General features: G+C 33.6%; 28 protein-coding genes and 1 riboswitch. Of the genes, 11 read left to right on the forward strand and 17 right to left on the reverse strand.

The window, feature by feature from the left end; translation table 11 throughout:
- Nucleotides 1-451: 451 nt before the first annotated feature.
- From CD041_RS05315 to CD041_RS05350, 8 genes are all read right to left on the reverse strand, one after another.
- Nucleotides 452-1,369 carry a metal ABC transporter solute-binding protein, Zn/Mn family gene (locus CD041_RS05315; protein WP_062078708.1) on the reverse strand — a complete coding sequence of 306 codons (918 nt, stop codon included), beginning with the start codon at nt 1,367-1,369 and terminating at the stop codon, nt 452-454.
- Between the two features lie 189 nt (nt 1,370-1,558).
- Nucleotides 1,559-2,371, reverse strand: a complete 813-nt coding sequence (locus CD041_RS05320; RefSeq protein WP_002459651.1) for a MetQ/NlpA family ABC transporter substrate-binding protein — start codon at nt 2,369-2,371, stop codon at nt 1,559-1,561.
- A gap of 21 nt (nt 2,372-2,392) precedes the next feature.
- Nucleotides 2,393-3,088, reverse strand: a complete 696-nt coding sequence (locus tag CD041_RS05325) for a methionine ABC transporter permease (protein ID WP_002459652.1) — start codon at nt 3,086-3,088, stop codon at nt 2,393-2,395.
- Nucleotides 3,081-4,106, reverse strand: coding sequence for a methionine ABC transporter ATP-binding protein (locus CD041_RS05330; protein ID WP_062078706.1), 1,026 nt, complete (start codon nt 4,104-4,106; stop codon nt 3,081-3,083). The genes CD041_RS05325 and CD041_RS05330 overlap by 8 nt, the downstream gene beginning before the upstream one ends.
- Nucleotides 4,107-4,191: 85 nt before the next feature.
- Nucleotides 4,192-4,300: riboswitch (SAM riboswitch) on the reverse strand.
- Nucleotides 4,301-4,354: 54 nt separating this feature from the next.
- Nucleotides 4,355-4,654 (reverse strand): thioredoxin family protein, encoded by a 300-nt coding sequence (locus CD041_RS05335; protein ID WP_002459654.1) that lies wholly within the window; start codon nt 4,652-4,654, stop codon nt 4,355-4,357.
- The gene (locus tag CD041_RS05340) at nt 4,647-5,033 is read right to left on the reverse strand and encodes a toprim domain-containing protein (protein WP_002479304.1); all 387 of its coding nucleotides are present in this window, start codon (nt 5,031-5,033) and stop codon (nt 4,647-4,649) included. Before CD041_RS05340 ends, CD041_RS05335 begins: the two co-directional genes overlap by 8 nt.
- A gap of 222 nt (nt 5,034-5,255) precedes the next feature.
- A complete protein-coding gene (gene gcvH, locus CD041_RS05345) occupies nt 5,256-5,636 on the reverse strand; it encodes a glycine cleavage system protein GcvH (protein ID WP_002459656.1) in 381 nt (126 codons plus the stop codon).
- 124 nt (nt 5,637-5,760) lie between these two features.
- Complete coding sequence (locus tag CD041_RS05350; RefSeq protein ID WP_002459657.1) at nt 5,761-6,117, reverse strand: arsenate reductase family protein; 357 nt, start codon at nt 6,115-6,117, stop codon at nt 5,761-5,763.
- 142 nt (nt 6,118-6,259) lie between these two features.
- Between CD041_RS05350 and CD041_RS05355 the strand changes: the two genes are divergently transcribed.
- On the forward strand, nt 6,260-6,583 hold the full coding sequence (locus tag CD041_RS05355) for a thioredoxin family protein (RefSeq protein ID WP_002459658.1): 324 nt from the start codon (nt 6,260-6,262) through the stop codon (nt 6,581-6,583).
- Between the two features lie 52 nt (nt 6,584-6,635).
- Here CD041_RS05355 and CD041_RS05360 read toward each other — a convergent pair whose 3' ends face one another.
- Both CD041_RS05360 and aroD read right to left on the reverse strand, forming a co-directional pair.
- A complete protein-coding gene (locus CD041_RS05360) occupies nt 6,636-7,175 on the reverse strand; it encodes a nitroreductase family protein (RefSeq protein ID WP_002459659.1) in 540 nt (179 codons plus the stop codon).
- A gap of 62 nt (nt 7,176-7,237) precedes the next feature.
- A complete protein-coding gene (gene aroD, locus CD041_RS05365) occupies nt 7,238-7,969 on the reverse strand; it encodes a type I 3-dehydroquinate dehydratase (RefSeq protein ID WP_070647892.1) in 732 nt (243 codons plus the stop codon).
- Nucleotides 7,970-8,111: 142 nt separating this feature from the next.
- Between aroD and CD041_RS05370 the strand changes: the two genes are divergently transcribed.
- Together CD041_RS05370 and CD041_RS05375 are read left to right on the forward strand one after the other, a co-directional pair.
- A complete protein-coding gene (locus CD041_RS05370; RefSeq protein ID WP_070647891.1) occupies nt 8,112-8,534 on the forward strand; it encodes an organic hydroperoxide resistance protein in 423 nt (140 codons plus the stop codon).
- Nucleotides 8,535-8,841: 307 nt separating this feature from the next.
- Nucleotides 8,842-9,351, forward strand: a complete 510-nt coding sequence (locus CD041_RS05375; protein ID WP_002479307.1) for a GNAT family N-acetyltransferase — start codon at nt 8,842-8,844, stop codon at nt 9,349-9,351.
- A gap of 226 nt (nt 9,352-9,577) precedes the next feature.
- Here CD041_RS05375 and CD041_RS05380 read toward each other — a convergent pair whose 3' ends face one another.
- Nucleotides 9,578-10,162 (reverse strand): histidine phosphatase family protein, encoded by a 585-nt coding sequence (locus CD041_RS05380; RefSeq protein WP_070647890.1) that lies wholly within the window; start codon nt 10,160-10,162, stop codon nt 9,578-9,580.
- Nucleotides 10,163-10,397: 235 nt separating this feature from the next.
- On the opposite strand from CD041_RS05380, the gene CD041_RS05385 reads away from it, so the two are divergent.
- Nucleotides 10,398-10,640: a hypothetical protein gene (locus tag CD041_RS05385; protein WP_002459664.1), complete on the forward strand. Its 243-nt coding sequence runs from the start codon at nt 10,398-10,400 to the stop codon at nt 10,638-10,640.
- On the opposite strand, the gene CD041_RS05390 is transcribed toward CD041_RS05385, so the two are convergent.
- A complete protein-coding gene (locus CD041_RS05390; protein WP_002459665.1) occupies nt 10,632-10,835 on the reverse strand; it encodes a YozE family protein in 204 nt (67 codons plus the stop codon). The two genes, CD041_RS05385 and CD041_RS05390, sit on opposite strands and share 9 nt — an antisense overlap.
- Nucleotides 10,836-11,282: 447 nt before the next feature.
- On the opposite strand from CD041_RS05390, the gene tsaT reads away from it, so the two are divergent.
- Together tsaT and lnsA are read left to right on the forward strand one after the other, a co-directional pair.
- Nucleotides 11,283-11,471 carry a type II toxin-antitoxin system toxin TsaT gene (gene tsaT, locus CD041_RS05395; protein WP_002459666.1) on the forward strand — a complete coding sequence of 63 codons (189 nt, stop codon included), beginning with the start codon at nt 11,283-11,285 and terminating at the stop codon, nt 11,469-11,471.
- A gap of 245 nt (nt 11,472-11,716) precedes the next feature.
- Nucleotides 11,717-12,280, forward strand: coding sequence for a lipoprotein N-acylation protein LnsA (gene lnsA / locus CD041_RS05400; RefSeq protein WP_002479309.1), 564 nt, complete (start codon nt 11,717-11,719; stop codon nt 12,278-12,280).
- Between the two features lie 166 nt (nt 12,281-12,446).
- Here lnsA and CD041_RS05405 read toward each other — a convergent pair whose 3' ends face one another.
- Both CD041_RS05405 and CD041_RS05410 read right to left on the reverse strand, forming a co-directional pair.
- Nucleotides 12,447-12,683, reverse strand: a complete 237-nt coding sequence (locus CD041_RS05405) for a hypothetical protein (RefSeq protein WP_062078704.1) — start codon at nt 12,681-12,683, stop codon at nt 12,447-12,449.
- Nucleotides 12,684-12,759: 76 nt separating this feature from the next.
- A complete protein-coding gene (locus tag CD041_RS05410) occupies nt 12,760-12,993 on the reverse strand; it encodes a hypothetical protein (protein ID WP_002459669.1) in 234 nt (77 codons plus the stop codon).
- 206 nt (nt 12,994-13,199) lie between these two features.
- On the opposite strand from CD041_RS05410, the gene CD041_RS05415 reads away from it, so the two are divergent.
- The 4 genes from CD041_RS05415 to CD041_RS05430 all read left to right on the forward strand — a co-directional run bounded on the left by CD041_RS05415 (nt 13,200) and on the right by CD041_RS05430 (nt 15,025).
- Nucleotides 13,200-13,940, forward strand: a complete 741-nt coding sequence (locus CD041_RS05415) for a poly-gamma-glutamate hydrolase family protein (protein ID WP_070481761.1) — start codon at nt 13,200-13,202, stop codon at nt 13,938-13,940.
- 90 nt (nt 13,941-14,030) lie between these two features.
- Entirely contained in the window at nt 14,031-14,315 is a 285-nt protein-coding gene (locus CD041_RS05420; protein ID WP_002479310.1) for a hypothetical protein, read from the forward strand.
- Between the two features lie 36 nt (nt 14,316-14,351).
- Entirely contained in the window at nt 14,352-14,570 is a 219-nt protein-coding gene (locus tag CD041_RS05425) for a hypothetical protein (protein WP_002459672.1), read from the forward strand.
- Between the two features lie 98 nt (nt 14,571-14,668).
- The gene (locus tag CD041_RS05430) at nt 14,669-15,025 is read left to right on the forward strand and encodes a DoxX family protein (RefSeq protein ID WP_070647889.1); all 357 of its coding nucleotides are present in this window, start codon (nt 14,669-14,671) and stop codon (nt 15,023-15,025) included.
- A 98-nt stretch (nt 15,026-15,123) separates the two neighbouring features.
- On the opposite strand, the gene fosB is transcribed toward CD041_RS05430, so the two are convergent.
- A complete protein-coding gene (gene fosB, locus CD041_RS05435; protein WP_002479312.1) occupies nt 15,124-15,543 on the reverse strand; it encodes a FosB/FosD family fosfomycin resistance bacillithiol transferase in 420 nt (139 codons plus the stop codon).
- 427 nt (nt 15,544-15,970) lie between these two features.
- Nucleotides 15,971-16,378, reverse strand: a complete 408-nt coding sequence (locus CD041_RS05440) for a YjdF family protein (protein WP_062078698.1) — start codon at nt 16,376-16,378, stop codon at nt 15,971-15,973.
- A 271-nt stretch (nt 16,379-16,649) separates the two neighbouring features.
- On the opposite strand from CD041_RS05440, the gene CD041_RS05445 reads away from it, so the two are divergent.
- Complete coding sequence (locus tag CD041_RS05445; protein WP_070647888.1) at nt 16,650-17,213, forward strand: LOG family protein; 564 nt, start codon at nt 16,650-16,652, stop codon at nt 17,211-17,213.
- 146 nt (nt 17,214-17,359) lie between these two features.
- Here the strand turns inward: CD041_RS05445 and CD041_RS05450 are convergent, their stop codons facing one another.
- Nucleotides 17,360-18,013 (reverse strand): hypothetical protein, encoded by a 654-nt coding sequence (locus CD041_RS05450; RefSeq protein WP_070647887.1) that lies wholly within the window; start codon nt 18,011-18,013, stop codon nt 17,360-17,362.
- Between the last annotated feature and the right edge of the window lie 13 nt (nt 18,014-18,026).

An 18,026-nucleotide genomic window follows, 5' to 3' on the forward strand; every position in this document is an offset into this window, starting at 1 on the left:
TTGTTTTGATATAGTTCTATTTACCCGTAGGCCACATTCATAAACATCTTTTCGAAAAAGATTCACTACAGTATGTGTCTTATTGGGTTGCATGCTGTAAAATCAGAGCTAAATCACGGCTGACGTTCAGCTTGAGTTTAACGCTTAAGTTAAATATCTCTTTCCCAGAAAAATACTACACTACAAGATTTATAATTACCACATTCATATCAAAATAGGAGCGGGACAGAATTCATAATAAATTCGTAGTCCCGCCCCAGAGAGGTTGACTAGGATGAAAACAAGCTTGGTATCAGCGTATTTTCAATCCAGTCAACTACTTTCAATATATAGTTCTTATCCTAAAACATAAAGATGTTCCAAACTGATTTTACAATCAGACATGAATGATTCTTAAAATGCTTGTTGAGCTACAAATTCTTATCTGCACACTATTACGACTGTATCTGTATTATTCAGTTAATGCTTGTCTTAATGTTTTAATATTTTTAGCCATCAATGATTGATATGTTGCATCTTTGTCATCTTTTGTTAGCACAGCCATATTATGGAAACTTAATGGTTTCGTATCTGTTTCTGATTTAATGACATCCGTTGTTTTGTGTGGAATATTTTGTTCATACAATACATACGGCTGTTTTGATTTTTTGATTTCTTTGACGATATCCATGACTTTCTTTTGACTTGGTTCGTCATCATTCATACCGTTTACGCCTTCTTGTTCAAAATCATAGCGTTTTGCCAAGTATCCAAGTGAATCATGTGAGATAATGACTTTGTCTCGTTTTTTATTTTTTGAGATATCTTTCATTTGTTGATCAATATGGTCGATATCTTTGATTAATTTTTTGTAGTTATCTTCATAATATTGTTTATGCTTACTATCTTTGGCAATAAGTTCATCTTTGATTTCTTTAGCAAATTTTTTATTGAGTACAGGATCTAACCATACATGTGGGTCATGTTGTGTGTCCTCATCTTCATCTGCTTTAATCATGTCTTTTTTAGCCATATCTTTAGTTAATTGTAATTTCTTATCATCTTTATTGATGGCTTTGCCAATTTTTTTGGCAACTGGATCCATATCATCGCTAGAATAAACAAATAAATCACTCTTAGCAATATTTGTCATTTCCTTTTGCGTTGGCTCATAACTATGTATATCCGTGCCTTTCGGATAGATTGATTTCACATTGACATATTTACCACCAATTTGCTCAATAAAGCTTTGGAACGCAAAGACGGTCGTATAAACATTTAGCTTATTATCCGTACTTACTTTTTTATTGTCCTCGCTCTTACCACCACCACATGCTGTAAGTGTTATCGTTAAAATAATGGTTAATATACCTACTAATAACTTCTTCATAACCTACTCCTATAAATCGTAATTATTACGCTTAAAACTATATACCTAGTTTCTAAATAAATCAAGCCCTTAAACAAATTTTTTGTTGTTAATATAAATTTTCTTATATTAGTAATCTCACAAAATATCTTTATACATGCAGAAAACCCGAGATACTCAATTAAATTGACCTTCTCGGGTTTTTAGCTATTATTTGGCTGGTACTACTGCACCGTCATATTTTTTATTAATGAAGTCTTTAATCTCTTTAGATTGTAATACTTCGATTAAAGCTTTAATTTTTTTATCATCTTTATGGCCTTTTCTTACTGCAATTAAATTCGCATATGGGTTGTTTGTTGCTTTTTCAAGAACGATTGAGTCTTTTTTAGGACTTAATTTTTGATCAATTGCATAGTTTGAATTGATAATTGCTGCATCTACATCTTGGTTTTGGTAGATTTTAGGTAAAAATTCTGCCGATTGTTTGTTATTAAATTTAATATTTTTCTTATTTTCTACAATGTCACTGAACTTCGCATCTTCAATTTTTACGCCTTTTTTAATTTTAATTAAATCTGCATCCACAAAGAATTTTAAGAATCGACCTTGTTCAGCTGGGTTATTTGAAACATAAACTGTTGCACCATTTGGTAAATCTTTTAAACTTTTATATTTTTTAGAGTAAACAGCCATTGGTTCTAAGTGTACGTTACCAGCTGATTCAATTTTATAACCTTTTTCTTTACTTTCTGTTTTTAAATAAGGTGTGTGTTGGAAGTAATTGGCATCGAGTTCACCTTTATCTAATAATTTGTTTGGCGTTGTATAGTCATTGATTGATTGTATCTTTAAGTCATATCCTTTTTTCTCTAATAATGGTTTAGCTTTTTCTAAAATTTCAGCATGTGGTGCTGGTGAAGCGCCGACTTTAATAGTCTTATCTTCACTGTCTCCCTTACCACAAGCCGCTAATGCGATCGTTAATACGAATACTGCAACTAAAGTTAAAATCTTCTTCATCTAATCATTCCTCTTTCCTTCTTATCGTTTGTCTAATTTATTTGTAATCCAATCCCCAATAAATTGAATTATAAATACAATAATTAAAATAAATACCGTCGAAACTAAAATGACATCATTTTGGTTACGAGTGAAACCAGTAAGGTAAGCTAGGTTACCTAAACCACCTGCACCAATAACTCCGGCAACAGCTGTTGAGCCAACTAAAGCAATTGCTGTCACTGTAATGCCGGAAACGAGTGCTGGCATCGATTCAGGAAGTAATACCTTTCTTACTATGGTAAGTGTGGTAGCACCCATTGAAACTGAAGCTTCAATGACACCTTTATCAATTTCTTTAAAGGCGATTTCAACTAATCTTGCATAAAATGGTGAAGCGCCAATGATAAGTGCTGGCAAGGCTCCCGTTGGTCCACTAATCGTACCTAAGACAATGCTTGTAAATGGAATTAGCAGCAAGATTAAAATAATAAATGGTATCGCTCTAAATAAATTGACTACAAATGACACAATACTATAGAAAATACGTGCACCTACTGAATTACTTTTCGCTGATAGGAATAAAAGCACACCTAAAATCAAGCCAAAAATAAACGCAAAAATGGTTGATATAATAGTCATGTAGAGTGTCTCGTAAATCGCTGTCCAAACTTCTGGCCATTGCACATTTGGCATTGTCACCATCTCATGGAAGATTTCGCTATATGATTTACCCATGTCTTAGCACCTCCACATTGACACCTTTTTTATGTAATCCTTCAGTAAAATGATTAAAGTCTACTTCTGAAATATGTGGTATATGAATCACTAAAAATCCTATTGTGCCATTGCGCGTATTCTTAATATCTGCCTCAAGAATATTAACGTCTATGTTATGTGTTTTCGTAATATAAGACACGATAGGTTGTGTCGTGTTATCACCGTTAAAGTTTAGACGCACGACATAAGCATCGTGTGCTAGTGGCTCGAGTTGATCTAATGATTCCTCAAAATCGTTATTTAAATCATCTTTTACGAAACGACGTGTCACTTCATGTTGCGGATTTTCAAAGACATCACTTACTTTACCTTGCTCAATCACACGGCCATTCTCCATGACAGCAACTTGATCACACACGCGTCGAATGACGTGCATTTCGTGTGTAATTAACACGATCGTTAAGCTCTGACTTTTTTTAATTTTTAATAACAAATCTAAAATTTCATCTGTTGTTTGCGGATCAAGGGCACTTGTCGCTTCATCGCATAATAGAACATCAGGGTCATTCGCAAGTGCACGCGCAATGCCTACTCTTTGCTTCTGTCCACCTGATAATTCAGAAGGATACGCATGTTCTCTACCTTTTAAACCCACTAATTCAACTAACTCAAGCGCACGTTTGACAGCAAGTCCTGACGGAACGCCTGCAATTTCAAGGGGAAATTTAATATTGTTTAATACGGTTCTTGACCATAATAAATTAAAATGTTGAAAAACCATGCTTACCTTTTGGCGTTTTAAACGCAGTTCTGACTTAGATAACTGACTCATGTTATCACCATCGATGATGATATCTCCTGACGTTGGGGACTCGAGTTGATTGAACATTCTGATTAATGTGCTTTTACCGGCGCCAGAAAATCCAATCACACCGTAAACCGAACCAGTTGGTATATTTAAATCAACGTGATCAACTGCGAGAACATCTTTTTTCTTTGTGTGATAACGTTTAACAACTTGTTTTAACTCAATCACGTTAAGTGCCTCCTTATGTAGCTGTATCTAATTAAAAATGCTTCCTCAAACTTTAGATGTTTGAGAAAGCATTTATATATCCTTTCTCTCATCTTCTAAAGTTTAACTTTATGTGAATTGGCACCATTTCTATTTCTAATATAGACGGTTGCCGGGCTTCGCAGGGCACATCCCTCCACCTCTCTCGATAAGAGTTTTCGCATTATTTAATTAATTTTAATCCTACCATTATGGTAATATTTCGTCAACTACTTTTTTAAATTTTCTAACAAATAGGGCACCGATTGAAATGCATAGATTCGTTTCAACTCTTGTGTTTGATTCATTAGCAGTAACACAGGGACTGATTGAATTTGATAATGTTCACTAAATTCCGGATAGAAATTCAAATCAAGCTTGGTTACTGGTAGTTGTAACATTTCATTCGCAATATCTAACATACGTTCAGATATTTTACACGTTCCGCACATTGGTGTATAACCAAAGATAAGGTGACGTGGTTGTTGTGCATGCTCTGTTATTTCAGAGATGTTGATATCTTTAGTCATTCGCTAAGACGAACCTTTCCATGTTTAAATGAGGCATGAGCTGTTGTTCTTGTCGAACCATGAACCCATGCTTGTGCAGTACTTTGGCTAAATATTTCTTAGGGCAGCGCGCAACTTCGCAATATGTTCTATCTATATAAATATGTTCACTTTCACTCAAATAGCGTTTAAACCATTTACGAATATTGGCGCCTTCATCATCTGAATCTGCCAGGATAAAAACCTGTTTGCCATAAAGTGATTCTATCATATCATCTATCTTATCTATACTCATTGTACCGTGTGTACAAATAATGTGAACGGGCTCAGCAATCACTTGTTGTACCCTTTTCTTATCTGATTTACCTTCTACAATAATAACTTTATTTACAAGTGTCATGTTCATCCACCTTCTACAGTTACATATTATAAGACAGTTACTTCTATACAAAAACGCGTGTCTCTAAACATTGAAATGCTGTAAAAATAATTATTATTTTGTTGCGTTTAGATTAATCATGTTAACAAAATGTTATATTACCAATAAACTGGTCATATACCTTTGTTTATAACTGATGATAGAAAAAACTCCAAGATACGTATATCAAGGAGTTCATCGCTTTTATTCGCCAATCATTTCAGCATATTGTTCTGCAGATAATAATTCATCTAATTGGCTTTCATCATCTAATTCAACTTTAACCATCCAAGCCTTTTCGAATGGTGATTCATTCACAAATTCAGGACTATCTTCGAGCTCTTCATTTGTTTCAATGATTTTTCCAGAAACAGGTGCATAAAGTTCTGACACTGTTTTAACAGATTCAACACTACCAAATGTATCCCCTTCGTTAATTTCATCATCAACGTCTGGTAGTTCAACGAATACAATATCACCTAATTCGCCTTGCGCGTATTCAGTAATACCAATTGTTACAACATTTCCGTCAACTTTCACCCATTCATGTTCCTTAGAATATTTTAATTCGCTCGGTACTGTCACGAAAATCCCCTCCTAAAAATAATTACAGTTTAATGATGCCATACCGTCTGCATTCATTCAACTATTATTCATAAAACTTTGAATAATTTCTGCACATATAATAATATATGTAAACTGTATTATATTATGCTAACCACGTTTCTTTATATTGGTCTTCTTTAAATCCAAGTGTGATTTTATCTCCTGAGATTGCAAGTGGACGTTTTACCAACATACCATCGCCAGCTAATAACTCTAATTTTTCATCTTGCGTTAAGTCTTTCAACTTATCTTTAAGCCCTAATTCACGATATTTAGCACCGTGTGTATTAAATAGTTTATTAACTTCCACACCTGTTTTCTTAATGATTTGTTCAAATTCTTTTTTAGTTGGTGTATGTTGCACAATATCGATTGGTTCAAAGCTAACGCCATAATCTTTTAGAAACTTTGCAGCCTTTTTACAAGTTGTACAATTAGAATATTGATAAAATTTTATCATTCAGTTGTAACCTCCTATAGTAGTTACGTTTAATATAACAGATATTAAATGAAAACGCTCTATTTTTTAAGCTGAATTTTTTATTAAAAAAGTAAATTTAGTTATAATACGATTACGACATTGACTAAAGGAGCGCATCAATATGGAAAGTATACAAACAACTGAAAATTTTAATAAGATTATTCAAAGTGATCAGCCTGTCATCATAAAATTTGAAGCGGGTTGGTGCCCAGATTGTAAAGCAATGGATTTATGGATTGACCCTATAATTGAAAAATACAATGCCTATCAATGGTATTCAGTCAATCGAGATGAGTTAGAAGATGTTGCTGCAAATCATGATGTAATGGGCATTCCTAGTTTATTAATCTTTAAAAATGGTGAAAAATTAGCACACTTACATTCAGCAAATGCTAAATCACCCGAACAGGTTGAAACTTTTTTAGCTGAAACATTTCAAGCATAAAGCAAAAGCATGAAGTTCCGACATAACCAGTCGTAACTTCATGCTTTATTTATTAGAATTTTTCTATAAGATTTTTGTTTTTACGTTGAACATGTGGCATATCAACTGATAAGTCTGTAAGATATAACAATCCTGCAATGGCTTCATCACCAGCGATACCAAAGATTTTACGTACTTTAGGTTCAAAAATATAAGGTGGTGTTTTCCAACAAGTGCCAATTCCTGCTTCGTGTAATAATAACATTAAGTTTTGAGCATAAGCACCCAAAGCAAAGAAATTCTCTCTATTTTGACGTTGGCGTGGATCTGTTTTCACAACCAATACCAATATACCGCCTAAACGCGTTACCGTTTGATAATGATCTTGCTGTTTATCCACACTATCTGGGAATGCATAAGGCGTGATTGCTTCACTCATATCCCCTAGTCTATCCTTTGTAATGTGAATCATGCGCCAAGGTTCTCGCATGCCATGGTTTGGTGCATCTGCTGCTTGTTCAATCGCTTGATATAATGCTTTATCATCGATTTCGACATCATGTTTAAATTTCTTAATACTTCTTCTATTTGCAATCGCTTCTTGTAATTCCACGACGTATCTCTCCCTTTTTCGTTGATAACTATTATCAATTATATGCGAGTTTATGAGATTATTCAATTATCGTATTTTTGATAGAAATTGATGATGTCATGTAATTGCGTAACTTGTATTTGACCAGGCGCTTTAGGTGTGTCAATACAGCCATAAGACATTGTACCTCCAAATAGCCCCTGAGCCGTACGGGAAATCACACCAAGTGATGACATCGAAATACCAATGACCTGTTGATCAACTGATTGCGCTGTAATCGACAATACATCTAATAATCTTAGTACATCACTTTGATTTTCAGGCATCACTGCTAATTTCAAATAGTCAGCTGGAAATTGACTCATTTTATAAAAGATAAAATGTAATGCTTCACTCTCCGGTGTATGTTGAAAATTATGATGTGATAAGATAACCGCTTTATGTTGTGCTTTCAAATGTGATATACATTGATGATAAATATCAAATGGTAAATGATTATGCCATTCCACATCGACCATATCAATGCCTTGAACTTTAGCCAATCGTTTTAGTAACGCGAGATAATTTTGCTCATCTAAAACCCCTTGACCCCCTTGTGATTCTGTACGATACGTCACTAAGATTTGAGGTTTGAAAGACAATGTTACCAGTTGTTCCAAATTATCTTGTAGTAAACGATCTATATCCGTCTGCCATTGATCAATTCTAAGCTCTATAATATCAATAGCATGATGATCACGTTCTATCTTTGCTAATAACGTGTGATCTAAGCGGCCTTTAGGTGCAATCGTTGCTGCTATGTTTACTTTAGTCATGGTGATCCCTCACTTTTAAATTCGCTTATTAATTATATTTTAAGTGACAACGACTAACTATGACAAATGTTGGTGTTCGATGATTGAAACAAATTGCAGTGGGTATAGCATGAGTACAAATATTTTTAGGAGGTCTTTATTCATGGCAGTACAATATGAAACAAAAGCAACAAACGTTGGTGGCCGTAAAGGACACGTTCAAACAGACGATAAAGCGATAAATGTAGATGTATTACCACCTCAACAAGCTGATGGGAATGCGACAAATCCAGAACAATTATTTGCTGCTGGATACGCCTCATGCTTTAATGGTGCATTTGATTTAATTTTAAAACAAAATAAAGTAAGAGGTGCACAACCAGAAGTTACATTAACGGTGCGTTTAGAGGATGATTCAGAGTCAGAAAGTCCGAAATTATCTGTAGACATCCATGCAAAAGTTAAAAATGTATTATCTCAAGAAGATGCGGAAAAATATTTACAAGATGCTCACGAATTTTGCCCTTATTCAAAAGCAACACGGGGTAATATCGATGTTGATTTAAGTGTCGAAGTCGTCGACTAATGATAGTTAACTCATATCATCTAAAAATAAATTTTATGTCTTTTTTATGACGGAATTGATCAGTCAGCAATGGCTGCGATTCCGTCTTTTCATTTCTTAAAATCTCTACGCTCTCATGCGTTTTCCCTAGATTTTAGCACCGTACAAATACGCCACTTTTCTAACAAATTACCATTGTAATAATACCTTTTTTAAAAAAGAATGAAATAAATATATAAATTTCAAACCTTAGCATATTGCATTGTTAGTTTATTTATTTTATTATCATCTTAATACAAGACTTTATTTTTTATTAATGGAGGACGCTATGAGTGATATTAGAATATTGACGTTGGATGACTTAGCACAATATAAAGCGTTATTAGAAACCGGAGACCATGCCTTTAATTGGGATAAAATTTATTTAACTCATATCACTGAAGAAAATTTAAATCTACTATTATCTCCAGATATGACTTATGCTTATATCTTTGGGATGTTTGATCAAAATGAACTTGTAGCGGCAGCCACATATTATCAAATTCAGTTTGTCGGTAGAGAGCATAAAGCAAACTTTGAAGACCTGTTTGTTAAAGAAAATAACCATGATTACAGCAAAGCTTTGATTCGTCATATCTTGCAATATGCCGAAGATCATCAAATTGAAAAAGTTATGACGTCTATTATTTCTAATAACATAAGTGATAAGATTATGTATAGCTCCATAGGATTTGAGACTTTAGGCTATGAAGAAGATGCCTATAAAATTAACGATGAATATCAAGATGTTCATTGGCTTATTTACCATACTAAACGTGCAAAACAAAAGAATGATTAAAAAATGTTTAAAATAAAGCTGCTCTAGCGATTTGCTAGTGCAGCTTTAAACTGTCAACAAGTTCTCCTACTTTATTAGCAGTAGCTGACAAGGACTGAAAATACGCTTATATCAAGCTTGTTTCAATCTTAGTCAATCTTGCTAAGGCGAGAATACAAATTCAAAATAAATTCTGTCCCACTTTCTAATTTCTCTAGTAATAATACCTCAACATATTGTTAATTTTTCAATTATCATTAATAGGATTTATCACTTCAATAAACTTAAATGCGCCATCTTTATATGAAAATTTTAAGATATGGCAATTTCCCGCTTCGAAAAACTGCTCGCGTTCAACCCAATAATCTAAAAAGACCCCAATTGTGCTCCCATGACTCACTGCTAATGTACATCCTTGGCTATCATGTTCCATCACCTGTGTTAATGTCTCTATCATACGCGTCTGTACTTCTTGTCTTGCCTCACCACCAAACGGTACAACATAATCTCCATATAGTACACCTGACTGTTTAATTTTGCGTAGTAATTGAATACTCTCCCCTTCAAATAAACCAAAAGACCATTCTTTTAATCCTTTAAGTCGCGTATATGGTTGTCCAGGAATTGCATGTTCTAATGTATCCGATGCACGTTCTTGTGTAGATGACACTGCGCTATCAAATTTAATTTGATGTTGCGTGAAATAATGACCCGCTGCTTGTGCTTGTTGTACACCTAAGTCAGTTAATGGCGAATCGCTTGAACCTTGGATTCTTCCTTTTAAATTAAATAATGTTTGTCCATGTCGCATTAAATATAATATTTTTTCCATAAAAACACTCCTAACCCTGCAACATATGATGTAATAAAAACCGTCACATCAACGTAACGGTTTAGGTCTATAGTTTTATTTTATCACGATTCCACATGTATCATTAATTATCTTAGCACTTTATTATCATTGCAGCTTGCTTACTATCACAATAAAAATGACTAGGTTGTGTTTGACTTAAATATATACGGGTATAACTTAACATTGGATTTACAATTTCTAAGGAGTGTTTGTGATGACTACTAAAAGTGAATACAAGTATGTTAATCCTAATAATCTCTCATTAGAATGGGAATGTTTAATTGTTAGCAAGAGTGACATGGTGCTTGACGGTGTACCACATGAACTCATTAGCAGTTGGATTGATAATGAAATCATCCAACCATATTCCATTAAAGGAAATGAAATTAACTTTAAAACACGGGATGTATGGCAAGCTTTACATGAACAGAATTGGTACTACACACAATCAAACTAATTTATACAAGCTAATGGCTCTATTAGTGCTTTCAATCAGTTGCTGATTGGCATATTTTGATATCACATATTCGCGAATAATTTTGTTATTTTTTTCATCTTTTGGGAATTCGCAATCATTCAAAATATAGTTTGCTAAATAGCCTAATGGTGTATCATCATTACTAAAATCGATGATAAAGTCATAAAATGTCATCGTTATACCTCCCCTTAATTTCTTTTGATTATTAGGTTTATTAAAACTTACTTTCTTATTTTATTATATCTTAGCAGATTACTAAAGATTGTGCATGTTATTTTCATACAATTTTAATAGTGTTGTGCGCTTATATCATTGTTCTTAGTAAAGGTGAAAATAATTTCACATCATCAATGGCTTTACTAATCCACATATATCGACATTAATCACCTTTAAAAGTATATTTTTTCACAAAATTAATTATATTTTGATAAATGTGTCTAAATTGTGAAATAAAATATTTCATTGCAATTGCTATGATAGAACGACTATATTTTCAAGAGTGATTCTTTCCATCATTAGTTTAGCTTTGGCTTTTATACATCTTTCTATTAAGTGTTATAATGAATTAAAATTAATCATAGAATAATGTATAAAGTTAATTGTCTATAGGAGGTGGCTAAGATGAGCACACATTTAACAATTTTATTATGGTTAGGCATCATTTTTGTCGTTGCTGCATCTTTGATACTATTTAAATTGCTTCGAACAAAAGCTGGTTCAAAAAAAGAATCATATCTTGGCTTTACAGTGGTGTTCTATATATTTGGTATTGCACTTCTCATATATGTTTTAATATTTGGCGTATTATAGAAGCTCTATTGTATGAACAAAACAAACTGGGACATCATTCCAAAAATAATAGCACAAAGATGGTTTGAAATAAGTCATCTTTGTGCTTCTTTATATATTTAAGCTCGCTTGTTTAGAAGACAGCTTAACCACCCCAGCTTGTTTTGTTAAAAAACTATTTTAGCCAGTTATTCTGTGCTTGGGGGCCCGTCGATTGTTTGCTATAATTGGGTAAACTATTAGATAGATAGAAGGTGTTTGTTGAGTTGGTTTTAAGAAGATTAAATATATTTATTATTGTTGGTGTTATTTTGTTTTTTGTCAGCTTAATACCAGCTACTGAGACTCAAAACACTCGTATACACAATAAAGATTTCAAGCTGCAGCCAGGCGATATTATTTTAACAAAAGGTCCTGTTTTATTCGGCTTTTTTGGACATTCAAGTATTGCCATAGACCATGATACTGTACTCCAGATTGAAGGACCTGGTGACAAACCAATTGTGGAATCTTTTGAATCATTTAAACATCGGTTTGGCGACGGAAAAAATGACTGGATAAAGGTTTATCGTAGTGTTAAACCAGGCGCTGGTATCAAAGCAGCACAATGGGCAAAAGCGCATTACAAAGACAGCGATAAAACCTATCTCGTAACATTAAACTTGAAGAGTGAAAATTATACATATTGTACCAAAATTATCTATCAAGCTTATAAATATGGTGTTAGTGACAATGCAATTAATGACCAAGGCTTAAAAATTATTTCCCCTTATGCACTTGTAGACAATTTTTCCAAAGACTATCGCTTGAAACTCGTTTATGATTATTAAAAAATATAAAGGCATATTTTTAGTGATATAATGGCGATACATTAAAGCTAGTTTGCAGTATTCATATGCTTTACATAATCATATACATTAAATTAACGTTCAAGATATCACTCCTATATTACCCGTATATATCTTGTATTTAAGTTCTTTTTCTTTTAATATATATTTACATTTTACATATAAAACATCCGAAAAATGGATGAAAAAAGCTTGATATAAGCGTATTTTCAATCCAGTCAACTACTGCCAATATATATCGTTCATAGCCTAAAATATAATGATGTGCCAAACTGTCTCTGTTGGGCCCACCCCAACTTGCTGTGCTTGACGAAATGCGCTTCGCATTTCTCTCTGTTGGGGCCCCCACCCCAACTTGCGTTGTTTGTTGAAGTGCTTGGCGCATTCCTTTTTGTTGGGGCCCCCACCCCAACTTGCGTTGTTCGTTGAAATGCTTGGCGCATTCCTTTTTGTTGGGGCCCCTATTCTAGTTTGTATAGGTTGATGTGGGTGTTTTTTGTGTCTTTTAGGTCGATATAGGTGATGGATGTGAATGGTATGATTCGTGTGGTTTGGGGCATGGGATAGATGATGACTTCGTTTTGGTAGTCGATGTTTATGTCGTTTTCTAGGGTGATTCTTTTGGCTCCTACGACAATAGTAATGGGGTGAAAATCTTCGTTTTGGAAGTATTTTCTTAATAGATCTTTATTCATAATCATCACGTCCTTCACTTATTTTCTATCCTTTTTTTGTAAAGTTTGGATGAATTTTATGTATTATATGCGTTAATCTTTAAATTTATTTAATTTTTTTAGCATTTATAATGCTTTAAAGCCGCAAATGCTTTATATTTAAATTGTTTTCAATTATACTTTCTAAAGTTTAAGTTTTATATTATTTTTTACTAAAAGGAGTTTTTATGCAACGACACTGGAATAAAAAATATTATTATGCCTTGGTTATTGGCCTTATTGTAACAATTATCGCCCTTTTTAGTGCGATTTATTTTACGCGTCAAAATGCCGTTAACCAAACCTCAGATACCTACAAAGATTTTAATGACTTAAAGCATCACACGACACAAAACAAAGACTGGAAAATTAGCACTAAGCATGTGAAAAACGATAATATTTTAATCACTGCCATACATGGTGGTGGGATTGAACCTGGATCGACTGAAATTGCTCGCCGCATTGCTAATATAGGGAAGTATGATTTTTATAGTTTTCAAGGATTATTACCTGCAGATAATCAACGTTTACATATTACTTCAACCAATTATGATGAACCTCAATTAATGAATATGCTAGCAGCTACAAAAGAAACGATATCGGTTCATGGCTTTAATGGTGAAGATCCACTTATTTACATCGGTGGAAAAGACAAATATATGGCCAAAGCGATTCGCACTGAACTGCGCAAAGCTGGCTTTACTATTAAGTCTAGCCCTAAAGGAATTGAAGCAATGTCGGAAGATAATTTTGTTAATCAAAATGGCACTGATTCAGGTGTGCAATTGGAGTTAACTACGAAACAACGTCAACTCTTTTTTAAAGACTTGAAACTAGATAAAACAACACGTAATAACAGTGATAATTACACGCATACTTTTTATAAATTTGCGAAAGCTGTTCATAAAGGGATAGAAAAAGCAAAATAAGACATTTTTATTACAATATGCCGTTCAAAACATTTCCTGACTATATAGAGGGTATTTATAGGTATATGATGTTTTTTAGGAGGCATATTTATGGATGAATTAACGCAAGAACAAAAATATACCATTGCAAAGTTTTACAAACTTTACATGGAACGCTCAAATGCTGGTCAACCTGAGGATAAAGCAAACGACTTTAAAGATTCTGTATCAGCACAAGACACCTATTTTTGTGATAGAGATTATCATGATTTTGTTGAAAATTGTAAGGTGCTCATTAATAATGGTTATATTAATGGTGATGTGTCAGGGGATCGCATCAATCATATAAGTGTAACGACTAAAACTTTTGTAGAATTTGAACAAAGTTTTAGTTAATATATAGAACTATACGATAATGAAAAAGGTGATAACATGCCAGCATGGGATATTCATATTCAATCTAAACGCAACATCGCTGTTCAAGAATTTGAACAAAGCCTTTCAGTTATAGAGCCAATTGATGATAGTAGTTTTCAAATATTAGCAGAAATTGACTTAAAAGGTGAAACGCCCACTACATATCTTTTCGATGATACGTTGGTGATTGATATACAATCAGAAACTACAGAAATAAAAATCTTTGATAAATAGTAATCATATGTTTTGCGAGGCGCATAAACTTGCCTCGTAATATTTTTATTGTTATAGTATATTTATTATACTGAATATACTATTGAAAGGGTGATTTTTTGAAATTTGGCCTTCTTCTAATTCGTGTCATGTTAGGCATTACATTCACTGTTCATGGTGCTCAAAAAGCAATCGGTGGTTTTCACGAGCCTATGACAATGATGTCTAATATGGGCTTCCCTGCATTTGTCGGCATTTTATTAGGCCTCTTTGAACTTGTTGGTGGTATCATGATGATTGTCGGTCTATTAACTAATTACATCGCTATTGGCTTCATAGTCATTATGCTTGGTGCACTGTTCACGGTTCACTTACCGCAAGGCTATATGGCTTCAGAACTCCCTCTTTTATTATTAGTTATGAGTATAGCTATAGCCGTTAGCTATCAATGGAAAAAATTATTTCAACCATATTAATATTTATAACTTGCGCCTCACTGCATCATAATATGCTGTGTGGCGTGCTTTTTGTTTTAACTTCTTTACTATTTTTATATAACACTATTCTGCTTACTTTATACATAAAAAGTCATATGTTGTTTGTCATCTTTATAATAAGCTAGACGATCTTGTAACGTGCCAGTATGAAGTTCTAATTTATGACCATCTGGATCTGTAAAGTAAATTGATTTTTTATCTTTAAGATGTCTTAGTCGTCCATTTAAAATAGGTACTTCATGCTTTTCAAGCCAATCATACCAAGCATCAAAATCTTTATTTTCAATAGAAAAGGCAATATGTGTATAGGAATATTGAATCTCGTTTCTTGGTATATTTTGTTCTTCATTCAAAGCAATCCACAATCCTCCAATATTAAAATAAGCTGTAGTTCGTCCTTGTACTAATAAATCACCTTGAAGAATACGTTCATAAAAGTCTATAGATGTCGCTAAATCAGCTACAGAAAAACAAATATGGTTAATGGCTTGTATCATTATATCTCTCCTTTATTTTTTCTATATTAATCTGTCATAAGCGTCTTAGAGCTACCGATAAAATAAAGTCATATGTTTCTTGCTCTGAATACATACGATTTTCTCCTTTGTATAGCTCATTCCTTAATTAAAGACACATTTTATTACTTTCATTCCCTATTTTATTGGGATAAGTATGTCACCACTATTTCAAAATTTTCAACTAGCTTAGTTTTGTTCTTTTATATAAAATTTCACCCTTAACATTAAAATATAACGCTAAGGGTGATGCGTCTGAGACATCATAACGTTTTAGGCTATGAACGATATATTGGCAATAGTTGACTGGATTAAAAATACGTTTATACCAAGCTTTTTCAATCCTAGTCAACCTTGGCGAGGCGGGACTACGAATTCATAATGAATGCTGTCCCGCTCCCAATACACATTAATGGCCTTTATGTTTTTCTTTTGCTTTAATTCTTTTGACTCTTCTTTTATAGGCTTTTTCAGCTTCTTTATCTGCTTTGTAACGTTGTTTACGGCGCTTTTTCTTCCGTTGTTGTTCTTCTTTTAATGCCATTTGTGCTTTTGTTAAATCTTTAGGCTGTTTTTGTTCTTTAGCCACACGACGTTGTAATCGTTTAGGATTAAGGTGTTTCTTTGGCGGTTTGCTATTTATTTCAACCTCCGCATTATCTAAACAAGCTAATAAATGATTGGTAATAAATTGCAATACTACTTCGTCATCTGGCTCTACACCGAACGTGTATTTTACAAATTTCACCTTTTGACCTTTACGGTATTCAACCAAACCTATAAAAAACTGACCATCATGTAATATAGATAGCTCCATGCTACCCCTCCTCTAATTTTTAGCAATTAGAAATGATGGACGACCTGAGGAGGAAGGTTACTGACAAAGCTAAACTTTGCATTGGGACTACCAACCCAATTGTGTTTTTACATTTCTGGTTACAATATAACGTAACTTAGGGTGTTAATAAAGAGCAGAATAATGATTCATGCATCACTTAATCCAAAATATCGCTTTATATTGCTTAAACATTTTACTATACTTATAATGTATTATTGTCAAAAAACGAAACTTCTTAGGAGTGAAACATGTGAATATTATTGTCTATTGTGGTGCGAGTGAAGGCCACAACGGTATTTATAAAGAAGGCGCAATTCAGCTAGGTCAATGGATTGCTGAACAAAACCATACGCTTATCTTTGGCGGTGGCAATGCAGGTTTAATGGGAGCGATTGCAAATAGCGTCATACAACATGGTGGTAAAACAATTGGTGTCATGCCCACATTTCTGCAACAAAGAGAATTAGCCCATAATGGCTTAGATGAATTAATCATTGTTAATTCAATGTCTGAACGTAAAGAAAAAATCTTATCTCTTGGTGATGTATGCATTGCACTTCCTGGAGGTCCGGGAACACTTGAAGAGATTTCCGAAGTTGTGTCATGGTCAAGAATTGGACAAAACCAAAACCCTTGTATTTTTTATAACATTAATAATTACTACGACCATATTCAACACTTTTACAATCATATGGTTACTGAAGGCTTCTTGAGTCAAACAGATCGCCAACATATGCTATTCTCAGATAATATTAATGAAATGGAACAATTTATTCAAAGTTATCAAGCGCCAGAAATCAGAACTTATAAATGAAATAATTAAGCCGTATGAAAATCAAGATACCTTGAAATATCATACGGCTATTATCATCTTAGTGGTGTTGAAATGAATTCTATTTATTTGTGCTAGGACCACCATAGCTTTTGCTATTTCTAAATCACTTCGTACTTTTATTAATGCTATGATTCACGAAATAACTGTGGATATTTATGCTTTAGCTGCTTCAAAAGTTGTTTCATTGTGGCATTGTTTACTTCTTTAAATTGTATATTCGGACTAAGATTGGGATCTTTGTCATTATGATCTTTCGGCGCAAAGCCACTAGATAACCTCGTATCATCTTGTTTCTGAAATTGATATTTATATACTTTACCATTATCTGTGATTAAATATTTGGTTATGGGATATGACATATCTGCAACATTTGCATAACCCTCTACATTAGATAAGTTTTGGGCACGAGAATCTATTCCAGTTTGCTTATGTGCTGATTTATACGTTACAAACCCTGCAAGCGTATGGAGTTTAAATGCCTTGGGTCCGGGTTTGTTTTGATTACTCACTTGTAGCTGACCATCTGCGGTTAAGGCGTACCAATCACCAGTCGATATCTCTCCACTACCAAAATAGCAATTGGTAACGGCCCGCTTATGCTGTTCACCTTGTTTATTCGCCCACTTAAGCACATCCTTTTTTAACTGTTGTCGCTCTTTATCATGATGCTCAACATGTGGTGTGCCAGAAGCTTCTGTTTGCTTATCGCCATGACTATCACATGCCGTCAATACCATGCAAACTGTTAGTAATACTGCCATGTATCTTTTGCCTGTCATCAAAGTTTAACAC

It is taken from the genome of Staphylococcus lugdunensis, assembly GCF_002901705.1.
Taxonomy (GTDB): domain Bacteria; phylum Bacillota; class Bacilli; order Staphylococcales; family Staphylococcaceae; genus Staphylococcus; species Staphylococcus lugdunensis.

Coding starts and splice junctions, on each gene's coding strand:
- CD041_RS05325 (WP_002459652.1), bottom strand. CDS start 3,088: ATGGGTAAATCATATAGCGAAATCTTCCATGAGATGGTGACAATGCCA.
- CD041_RS05420 (WP_002479310.1), top strand. CDS start 14,031: ATGGATGAATTAACGCAAGAACAAAAATATACCATTGCAAAGTTTTAC.
- CD041_RS05440 (WP_062078698.1), bottom strand. CDS start 16,378: ATGGAGCTATCTATATTACATGATGGTCAGTTTTTTATAGGTTTGGTT.
- CD041_RS05370 (WP_070647891.1), top strand. CDS start 8,112: ATGGCAGTACAATATGAAACAAAAGCAACAAACGTTGGTGGCCGTAAA.
- CD041_RS05380 (WP_070647890.1), bottom strand. CDS start 10,162: ATGGAAAAAATATTATATTTAATGCGACATGGACAAACATTATTTAAT.
- CD041_RS05385 (WP_002459664.1), top strand. CDS start 10,398: ATGACTACTAAAAGTGAATACAAGTATGTTAATCCTAATAATCTCTCA.
- CD041_RS05450 (WP_070647887.1), bottom strand. CDS start 18,013: ATGACAGGCAAAAGATACATGGCAGTATTACTAACAGTTTGCATGGTA.
- CD041_RS05355 (WP_002459658.1), top strand. CDS start 6,260: ATGGAAAGTATACAAACAACTGAAAATTTTAATAAGATTATTCAAAGT.
- tsaT (WP_002459666.1), top strand. CDS start 11,283: ATGAGCACACATTTAACAATTTTATTATGGTTAGGCATCATTTTTGTC.
- CD041_RS05340 (WP_002479304.1), bottom strand. CDS start 5,033: ATGACACTTGTAAATAAAGTTATTATTGTAGAAGGTAAATCAGATAAG.
- CD041_RS05390 (WP_002459665.1), bottom strand. CDS start 10,835: ATGACATTTTATGACTTTATCATCGATTTTAGTAATGATGATACACCA.
- CD041_RS05375 (WP_002479307.1), top strand. CDS start 8,842: ATGAGTGATATTAGAATATTGACGTTGGATGACTTAGCACAATATAAA.
- CD041_RS05425 (WP_002459672.1), top strand. CDS start 14,352: ATGCCAGCATGGGATATTCATATTCAATCTAAACGCAACATCGCTGTT.
- fosB (WP_002479312.1), bottom strand. CDS start 15,543: ATGATACAAGCCATTAACCATATTTGTTTTTCTGTAGCTGATTTAGCG.
- CD041_RS05350 (WP_002459657.1), bottom strand. CDS start 6,117: ATGATAAAATTTTATCAATATTCTAATTGTACAACTTGTAAAAAGGCT.
- CD041_RS05315 (WP_062078708.1), bottom strand. CDS start 1,369: ATGAAGAAGTTATTAGTAGGTATATTAACCATTATTTTAACGATAACA.
- CD041_RS05405 (WP_062078704.1), bottom strand. CDS start 12,683: ATGCGCCAAGCACTTCAACAAACAACGCAAGTTGGGGTGGGGGCCCCA.
- CD041_RS05410 (WP_002459669.1), bottom strand. CDS start 12,993: ATGAATAAAGATCTATTAAGAAAATACTTCCAAAACGAAGATTTTCAC.
- aroD (WP_070647892.1), bottom strand. CDS start 7,969: ATGACTAAAGTAAACATAGCAGCAACGATTGCACCTAAAGGCCGCTTA.
- CD041_RS05415 (WP_070481761.1), top strand. CDS start 13,200: ATGCAACGACACTGGAATAAAAAATATTATTATGCCTTGGTTATTGGC.
- CD041_RS05320 (WP_002459651.1), bottom strand. CDS start 2,371: ATGAAGAAGATTTTAACTTTAGTTGCAGTATTCGTATTAACGATCGCA.
- CD041_RS05335 (WP_002459654.1), bottom strand. CDS start 4,654: ATGACTAAAGATATCAACATCTCTGAAATAACAGAGCATGCACAACAA.